The 7,625-nt window shown below is 73.8% G+C and carries 9 protein-coding genes and 1 pseudogene; 4 read left to right on the top strand and 6 right to left on the bottom strand.

The annotated features are described in order from the left end of the window. On the bottom strand, positions 1–712 hold a 712-nt coding region (locus RH94_RS45435; protein ID WP_407697396.1), incomplete at its 3' end, for a nicotinate phosphoribosyltransferase. A gap of 231 nt (positions 713–943) precedes the next feature. Between RH94_RS45435 and RH94_RS33690 the strand changes: the two genes are divergently transcribed. Next, positions 944–1,771, top strand: a complete 828-nt coding sequence (locus tag RH94_RS33690; RefSeq protein ID WP_073952115.1) for a universal stress protein — start codon at positions 944–946, stop codon at positions 1,769–1,771. A 172-nt stretch (positions 1,772–1,943) separates the two neighbouring features. After that, complete coding sequence (locus RH94_RS33685) at positions 1,944–2,786, top strand: universal stress protein (RefSeq protein WP_073952114.1); 843 nt, start codon at positions 1,944–1,946, stop codon at positions 2,784–2,786. A gap of 89 nt (positions 2,787–2,875) precedes the next feature. Here the strand turns inward: RH94_RS33685 and RH94_RS33680 are convergent, their stop codons facing one another. Continuing rightward, a complete protein-coding gene (locus RH94_RS33680) occupies positions 2,876–3,133 on the bottom strand; it encodes a DUF1876 domain-containing protein (protein WP_073952143.1) in 258 nt (85 codons plus the stop codon). A gap of 212 nt (positions 3,134–3,345) precedes the next feature. On the opposite strand from RH94_RS33680, the gene RH94_RS41655 reads away from it, so the two are divergent. Continuing rightward, a complete protein-coding gene (locus RH94_RS41655; RefSeq protein ID WP_199881121.1) occupies positions 3,346–3,495 on the top strand; it encodes a hypothetical protein in 150 nt (49 codons plus the stop codon). Positions 3,496–3,550: 55 nt separating this feature from the next. Here RH94_RS41655 and RH94_RS33675 read toward each other — a convergent pair whose 3' ends face one another. The 3 genes from RH94_RS33675 to sufC form a co-directional block, all read right to left on the bottom strand. After that, complete coding sequence (locus RH94_RS33675) at positions 3,551–4,879, bottom strand: phosphoribosyltransferase family protein (protein WP_073952113.1); 1,329 nt, start codon at positions 4,877–4,879, stop codon at positions 3,551–3,553. An 88-nt stretch (positions 4,880–4,967) separates the two neighbouring features. Next, on the bottom strand, positions 4,968–5,546 hold the full coding sequence (locus tag RH94_RS33670; protein ID WP_073952112.1) for an Rv1733c family protein: 579 nt from the start codon (positions 5,544–5,546) through the stop codon (positions 4,968–4,970). A gap of 378 nt (positions 5,547–5,924) precedes the next feature. Beyond that, positions 5,925–6,689 carry a Fe-S cluster assembly ATPase SufC gene (gene sufC, locus RH94_RS33665; protein ID WP_073952111.1) on the bottom strand — a complete coding sequence of 255 codons (765 nt, stop codon included), beginning with the start codon at positions 6,687–6,689 and terminating at the stop codon, positions 5,925–5,927. Between the two features lie 183 nt (positions 6,690–6,872). Here sufC and RH94_RS33660 point away from each other — a divergent pair, with 183 nt between their 5' ends. Beyond that, on the top strand, positions 6,873–7,373 hold the full coding sequence (locus RH94_RS33660; protein ID WP_073952110.1) for an inorganic diphosphatase: 501 nt from the start codon (positions 6,873–6,875) through the stop codon (positions 7,371–7,373). A gap of 27 nt (positions 7,374–7,400) precedes the next feature. Here RH94_RS33660 and RH94_RS45430 read toward each other — a convergent pair. After that, a pseudogene (locus RH94_RS45430) lies at positions 7,401–7,625 on the bottom strand (FAD binding domain-containing protein); the annotation flags it as partial.

Here is a 7,625-nt window from a genome sequence, read left to right as displayed (position 1 = left end):
CCGCCGTACGCACGCCCCGGACCGTGTCGTAGGTGTCCACGAGGAAGGTGACGGGGCCCGGATGGGCGCGGGCGAAGGCGCGGAAGGCGCTCTCCTCGTCCGGGAACGCCTCGATGTAGGAGTGCGCCATCGTGCCGGACGCACGGAGTCCCCACCGGACCGCGGCGGCGACGTCGCTGGTTCCCGCGAACCCCGCGATGGCCCCGACCCTGGCGGCCTGCAGACCGGCCGAGACGCCGTGGGTACGGCGCAGCGAGAAGTCGATCACCGGGTGACCGGCCGCGGCCAGGACGCACCGGGCGGCCTTGGACGCGATGCCCGTCTGGTGGCTGACCTGGTTGAGCAGGTACGTCTCCACCAGTTGCGCCTGCGCGATCGGTGCGGTGACCTCCAGCAGGGGCTCGCCCGAGAACACCACGCGCCCCTCGGGGACGGCGCGCACCTCTCCGGGGAACCGCAGGCCACGCAGGGCCGCCAGGTCCCCGGCCGGACGGCCGAGGGCGTCGGCGAAGTCACGTACGTCGGCGGAGGTGACGTGGAAACCGGCCAGGAAGTCCAGGGCGGACTCCACCCCGGCGCTCACCAGGAAGCCGCGCTCGGGCGGCAGATCCCGGACGAAGAGACTGAACGTGGCCGGCCTGTCCATGCCCTCCCGCAGGTAGGACAGCGCCATCGTCACCTCGTACAGGTCCGTGGTGGTCACATCCGACATCGCGCTCACCCGCTGGATCCCGAGCTGGACTCCGACCGGAAGCGGGCCACTGCCCGCGGTGCCCCCCCGGTTCCTTCCAAGCGTCGACGGGGCCGTCCCGGCGGGGTAGGGCCGATCGGTACCCGGCGGCCGGGGCGGCGGGGCGTTTCGGAGCCGTTCGGCCCTCCTCGGAACGGGGAACGCCGTGCCAACGTGACAGAAGACCCGTACCCGCGGCAGGAGGTGGAGAGCATGCCGCGCACCGTCACCGTCGGCATCGACGGTTCCTCCGAGAGCCGGGCCGCCGCCGAATGGGCGGCACGGGAGGCGAGGCTGCTCGGGCTGCCGCTGAGACTGGTTCACGCCTGGCAGCCTCTGGAGCAGGCGCCGCTCCTCTGCGCGGAGACGGACCGGGACGCGGCCGAGCAGATGCTCCGGGACGCGGCCGAGGGCCTGCGGCTGCGCCACCCCGGCATCGAAGTGACCGTCGAGCACCTGCCCGGCCGTCCCGCCGAGGTGCTCTGCCGGGCCGCTGAGGAAGCCGGACTCCTGGTCCTGGGCTCACGGGCCCTGGGCGGGGTCGGCGGCTTCGTCCTCGGCTCCGTCGGCCTGTCCGTCGTGGCGCACGCGGAACGGCCCGTGGTGCTCGTCCGCGCCGGCGAACGGGCCGCGGACGAGCCGGAGGCGGAGCCCGCGCGGGCCCACCGGCCCGTCGTACTCGGTCTGGACACCGCCGCCCCGGACGACGGTCCGATCCGGTTCGCCTTCGAGGCGGCGGCGCGCCGGAACACGTCGCTGCGTGCGGTGCACGGCCGGCGCGCGCCGGCCGCCGGGAACGAGTCCGCCGCCCTGAGCGAGGTGCTGCGCCCGTGGCGGCAGGAGTACCCGGACGTCGGGGTGGTCGAGGACGCGCGCTTCGGCGACGCCGCGCAACTCCTGGTCGACGCCTCCCGGGAGGCCTCCCTGGTCGTCGTCGGCCGGCGCGTGCGCCCCAGGCCGTTCGGCACCCGCATCGGCCCTGTCGCCCACAACGTCCTGCACCACGCCACCGCCCCCGTCGCGGTCGTCGCGCACGACTGACAGCCGAAGGTGCTCCGGGCACGACTGGACGGGAGGAACCGATCCACTTCCCGCGGACCCGCGTCCTCCTCGGTCCTCCCGTCCGTCATGCCGCCGGTGTCCAGGGGTGCGACGGTGGCAGTGGGACCTCCTGTCGCGCGAGGTGGCAGCCGGGCGGAAGGCGGTGGGAAGGATGGCACTGCCCCTGGTCGTGGGCGTCGACGGATCCGAACCGAGCCTGACGGCGGTCGACTGGGCGGTGGACGAGGCCGCCCGGAACGGCCTGCCGCTGCGGCTGGTGTACGCCTCCTGGTGGGAGCGCTACGAAGGACCTGTCCCCACCGGTGGTGCGGAGCGTCCCGCGGAGCAGACCCTGGCCGAGCACATCGTCGGCTCCGCGGCGGAGCGGGCGCACAAGCGCAATCCGGAGCTGGAGGTGTCCACCGGCATCCTCCCCGAGGACACGGTCTCGGCCCTGCTGAGGGAGGGCAACAACGCCTCCGTCCTGGTGACCGGCTCGCGTGGGCGCGGTGAGCCGAGCGGACTGCTGCTGGGCTCGACCAGCCTGGCCGTGGCAGCCCGGGCGCACGGCCCGGTGGTCGTGGTCCGCGGTGACGGCGCCGGACCGGCCGGCACGCACGGGCGGATCCTGCTCGGCGCGGGCGAGTCCGACACCGGCGCGGAGGCGGTGCGGTTCGCGTTCCGCGAGGCCGAGACACGCGGCTGCGTCCTCGACGTCGTACGGGCCTGGCGCAGCCCCGCACAGACGCCCGGCGGGTACGAGGAGCGGGCCGCCGCCCTGCTGGAGGAGCTGCTGCGCGAGGCCGTCTCCGAACACCCCGCGGTCCAGGTGCGTGGTGCGACCGTCGAGGGACCGGCGCACCGGGTACTGGTGGACCGCTCGGCCGCGGCCGACCTCGTGGTCGTCGGGACGCGGCGCAGGGTGGGGCACCTCGGCCTCCAGCTCGGCCGGACCGACCACGCGCTGCTGCACCGCGCGCGGTGTCCGGTGGCGATCGTGCCGGCGCGGGTGTGACGGCCGGTGACCGACCGGACCTCCCGGCCGCGCCACCGGCGTTCGTGCCGTTGGCGCGGCCGGGGAACGGCGTCGTCGGGACCGCGTCGTCAGGCCCGGACGGGACCGGCCATGTCGACGATGTCGTCCGCGGCCACGTCGTGCAGCCGGATGGCGAGGTCCTCCAGGGCCCGGCTCGCGGCCAGTTCGTCGCCGATCTCCGGGATCGGCCGGTCGATCGGGTTGCGCCGGGCCACGCCCCGGCCCGTGACCGTCGCCGTGTCGCGGGTGGTGAGCACGGCGCGTGCGTGCGTCTCGTCGCCGTCCTCGGTGATGTAGACCTGCACGGTCCAATGCTTGGCTTCCATCGTGATCACTTCCGTACAAGGGTGTCCCTCCCGTTTCCACGGTGCGCGCGAGCGGGGCGCGTCACCAGAGCCGAACGTCCCGGCCGGCCGGGACCGGCAGCGGCCCCCGCATCGCTGAACCGCGTCCGTGAAGTGTGAGCTGCGGCATTGCCGCCAGGGAGGCAAGTCGCCACGATAAGGGGATTCCGGACATCGATGGAGAGCGACTTCTCATGGGCGATCACGTGCACGTACGACTCAGCCAGGGGCTGGGCGTGTCCGAAGAGGGAGAGCTGGTCGAGTACTCCCGCTGCCGGTGCGGCGCCACCTGGACCAAGACGTACGAGGTCACCGGCGGGGAGCCGGATCGCCCGGACTGGTAGGGGAGTGGTGCTCCGGCCGGCCGGGGCCGCGAGAGCCGCGCGCACCGGAACACGGTCACCGTGACCCCTGCAGCGCTTGTGCGTCCGCCCTGGAGAGGTGGGTTCCGAACCAGTCGCGGGCCAGTTCCGCGACGGCTTCGAGCGCGCCCGGCTCGGTGAGGAGGTGGGTGACGTCGGGGACGACGTGGACGCGGTGGTCGCAGCGCATCCAGTCCGCGGCCAGGTGGTTGAGGCCGAGCAGCCGGGTGTCCAGGGCGCCGACGACGAACAGGGTGGGGGCGTGCACCCGGGCCAGTGCCGCGGGACCGGCCAGGTCTGGGCGGCCGCCGACGCAGACGACGGCGCGGACGTCGTCGTCGGCCGCGGCCGCTTCCAGGGCGGCCCCGGCGCCGGTGCCGGTGCCGCAGTGGCTCACGGGCAGGCCGGTTTCCCGGCGAAGCCAGTCGGACGCGGCGTGCAGGCGCCGGGCCAGCAGGGTGATGTCGAAGACGTTGTGCCGGTTGCGTTCCTCGTCCTCGGTGAGCAGATCGAGCAGCAGGGTGCCCAGACCCGCCCGGTGGAGCGCGGCGGCGACGTACCGGTGGCGCGGATCGTGCCGGCCACTGCTGCCGGCGTGGGCGAGGACCACCACCGCCCGGGCCATCGGGGGCAGCGTGAGCCGGGCGGCCATCCGCACCCGGCGGGCCGGCACCTCCACCTCCCGGCCCGGCGACGGGCGCTCCGGGAGGTCGTGGCCGGAGGCCGGGGCGGCCCGTCCGGCCTCGGCCAGCAGCGCGCCGATCTCCGCGTCGGTGACCGGGGCGAAGTCCTCGTACCAGGCGGCGACGGAACCGAGGTGGCGCAGGGGCTGAGGACACACGACCTCGTCCACGACCGCGCGCAGACGCGCCAGGGACCCCTCCGGCCCGACCGGTACGGCGAGGACCACACGGGCCGCACCACGCACCCGGGCCACCTGGCAGGCGGCCTCGGCGGCCGCGCCGGTCGCCACTCCGTCGTGCAGGACCACGGCGCCGCGGCCGGCCAGGGGCACCGGTGCCCGGTCGTCCCGCCAGCGGCGTACCCGCCGTTCCAGCTCCGCCCGCTCGGCCTGTTCGAGGGCTTCCCGCTCGGTGGGACGCAGTCCGCTCTCCCGCAGGACGTCCTGGTTGAGAACGCGGACGCCGTGCTCGCCGAGGGCGCCGAAGCCCAGTTCCGGCTGCCAGGGCACGCGCAGTTTGCGTACGACGGCCAGATCCAGCGGCGCGCCGAGGTGCCGGGCCACTTCGAACGCCACCGGGACACCGCCCCGAGGGACACCCAGTACCACCACGTGCGCGTCGCGCAGGTGCTCCAGGCGCCGGGCCAGGCGCCGCCCCGCGTCCGCACGGTTCTCGTAACGCATGCGCCACTCCTGATGCGTCTTCTCCGGCGGTGCGGCGACGGCGGGCCGGGAGTGCCACGGCCCGCCGCGCCGAGTCCGTCGGAGCGTGTCAGCCGGTCCTCTGGTCCCACCGCGGGCCGATGGCGTCCCACTCCGCGCCCCACTGGTCGTAGCGGCGCCGGTCGAGGCGCCACCGCGCGAGGGCCGCGGTGGCGTAGACGAGGCCGGAGAAGCCGCTCGCGGCCCCTCCGCCGAAGAGGACGGCCTCGACCCCCGCCTCGGCCGGGCCGGGCGGCTGGGTGCTCAGGGCGCCCCGGCCGTCCTGCCAGACGGTGATCGTCGTCCCGGAGCGCAGACCGCTGGGCACCAGGGTGTGTGCGGTGCGGGTGGTGCCGTCGGGGGCGGTCCAGCGGACCTTCGCCGGTGTCCGGTAGCCGTCGTTCCCGGTCGACGTGCTCTGCGGAGCGTCGGTGAGCAGGACGGCCGGGACCGCATGCCGGTCGGTGCGCTGCCAGGCGAACTCCTGGTCGGCGGCGCGCGCCGTCACCGTCCACAGGATCGCGCCGCCGACCAGGATCACCACCCACATCACCAGGAGGATCCAGGCCTCGACGATGTCGTCGTGACGGCGCAGCGGATTGCTGCGCCACCGCCACAGCCGCCGCTTCGTGCTCCTCTTGCCGCTCATCGGGGCCCACCTCCTTCCCCCGTACTTCCGAAGGTGACAGCGGGTGGGGAGAAGCCGCATGGGTCGGTCGGGTGACACCCGCCGTCCGACCGGACCCGTCCCGGGCGGAAGGAGAGGGCCGAACAGCCCTGTCCTGCCGGGACCACCGGACGCGGCGGGGCGGCCGGACTCGGCGGGACGGCCGGGGCCCGGCCGTCCCGGGAGCGGACACGCGGGGACGGGAAGGACTACCCGCTTCTCGCGGATCCTGATTGCGCGGTGCGCGGCTCCCGCCGCTTCCCCGCGTCTCGAGGGGTCCTTCCCGTCACATCGAGCACACCACACGGAACGCCGGCCCGCCAGGGCCGTTCGGCCCTGATCCGGGCGGCCCGGCCGGGCTCATTCGCCCGCGGCGGCCCTCACGTACGACTCGTACCCCTCCTCCTCCAGCCTCTCGGCGAGCTCCGGGCCGCCGGAGTCGACGATCCGGCCCTCCGCGAAGACGTGCACGTGATCGGGGTGGACGTAGCGCAGAATGCGCGTGTAGTGGGTGATCAGCAGGGTGGCGACCTCGCCGGTGGCGCGGACCCGGTTGACGCCCTCGGAGACGATGCGCAGCGCGTCGATGTCCAGGCCGGAGTCGGTCTCGTCCAGAATGGCGATCCTCGGCTTCAGGAGCTCCAGCTGAAGGATCTCGTGGCGCTTCTTCTCACCCCCGGAGAAGCCCTCGTTGACGTTCCGCTCGGCGAAGGACGGGTCGATCTGGAGCCGCTCCATCGCCGCCCTGACCTCCTTCAGCCAGGTGCGCAGGCGCGGGGCCTCGCCGCGCACCGCGGTGGCGGCCGACCGCAGGAAGTTGGCCATGGAGACGCCGGGGACCTCGACCGGGTACTGCATGGCCAGGAACACCCCGGCCCGCGCCCGCTCGTCGACCTTCATGGCGAGCAGGTCCTCCCCGTCCAGGGTCACGGTGCCGGAGGTGACCTGGTACTTGGGATGCCCGGCGAGGGCGTAGGCGAGGGTGGTCTTGCCGGAGCCGTTCGGCCCCATGAGGGCGTGCGTCTCGCCCTGACGCACGGTCAGGTCGACACCGCGGAGGATCTCCCTCGGACCGTGATCGGTCAGGACCTGGCAGTGCAGGTGGTGGATGGCCAGTGTCGCCATGCCGTCTCACCCCTCTCCTTCATCGCGTTCTTCGTCGCGGGAACGGGACACGACCGGCCGGTGGGGCATTATGGGAGCGTATGCCGGACATGTACACCGGCGTGCCGGTGATGGGGCTCACCGCGAACCGTGGCAGCATGCCGCTGACGGTCCCTGGTTCCCTGACGTGACCAGGAGGGAACAGTGGAGTTCGACGTGATCGTGGAGATCCCCCAGGGGTCCCGCAACAAGTACGAGATGGACCACGAGCTGCACCGCATCCGGCTGGACCGCCTGCTGTTCACCTCGACCAAGTACCCGGCCGACTACGGCTTCATCGAGGGAACGCTCGGGCGCGACGGGGACCCGCTCGACGCGCTCGTCATGGTGGGCGATCCGACGTTCCCCGGATGCGTGATCGAATGCCGGGCCGTCGGCATGTTCTGCATGAAGGACGAGCAGGGCCCGGACGAGAAGGTCCTGTGCGTGCCCGCGCACGACCCGCGCTATGCCCACGTCCAGGACATAACGGATATCCCGGTCTTCGACCAGTTGGAGATCACCCACTTCTTCGAGGTCTACAAGGACCTCGAACCCGGCAAGAGCGTCGAGGGCTCGCACTGGGAGGGCAGGGAGCGGGCGTACGCCGAGATCGAAGCCTCCCGTGACCGCGCCGCACGGGCGGCACCGAGCGGCCGTGAGTGACCGCGGCCCGCGGTGGACGGCAGTCGATCAGCCGGCCGAGGCCAGGACGCCGGTGACGTGCCGGCGGACCTCCTCCCAGGCCGTGGGGGGAAGGGTGTGGAAGACCGAGCGGCGCAGGGTCCGCAGGAGCCGTTCGGGGTCGGCGGCGCGCGAGACGCTGCCGGTGAGCACGTCGTAGCCGTCGCGCACGGCGACGCGGAGGAGGCCCGGCGTGCCGTCTTCGGCGTGCACGGCCGCGGCGACGGCCAGCGG

The sequence above is a fragment of the Streptomyces kebangsaanensis genome (genome assembly GCF_001906585.1).
Lineage (GTDB): Bacteria > Actinomycetota > Actinomycetes > Streptomycetales > Streptomycetaceae > Streptomyces > Streptomyces kebangsaanensis.
Note: the sequence above shows the minus strand (reverse complement) of the source record. Positions and strands in the feature narration are given on the sequence as shown.

Excerpts from the sequence above, each read along its gene's own strand:
- RH94_RS33690 (WP_073952115.1), top strand. The coding sequence starts at position 944 with ATGCCGCGCACCGTCACCGTCGGCATCGACGGTTCCTCCGAGAGCCGG.
- RH94_RS33685 (WP_073952114.1), top strand. The coding sequence starts at position 1,944 with ATGGCACTGCCCCTGGTCGTGGGCGTCGACGGATCCGAACCGAGCCTG.
- RH94_RS33680 (WP_073952143.1), bottom strand. The coding sequence starts at position 3,133 with ATGGAAGCCAAGCATTGGACCGTGCAGGTCTACATCACCGAGGACGGC.
- RH94_RS41655 (WP_199881121.1), top strand. The coding sequence starts at position 3,346 with ATGGGCGATCACGTGCACGTACGACTCAGCCAGGGGCTGGGCGTGTCC.
- RH94_RS33675 (WP_073952113.1), bottom strand. The coding sequence starts at position 4,879 with ATGCGTTACGAGAACCGTGCGGACGCGGGGCGGCGCCTGGCCCGGCGC.
- RH94_RS33670 (WP_073952112.1), bottom strand. The coding sequence starts at position 5,546 with ATGAGCGGCAAGAGGAGCACGAAGCGGCGGCTGTGGCGGTGGCGCAGC.
- sufC (WP_073952111.1), bottom strand. The coding sequence starts at position 6,689 with ATGGCGACACTGGCCATCCACCACCTGCACTGCCAGGTCCTGACCGAT.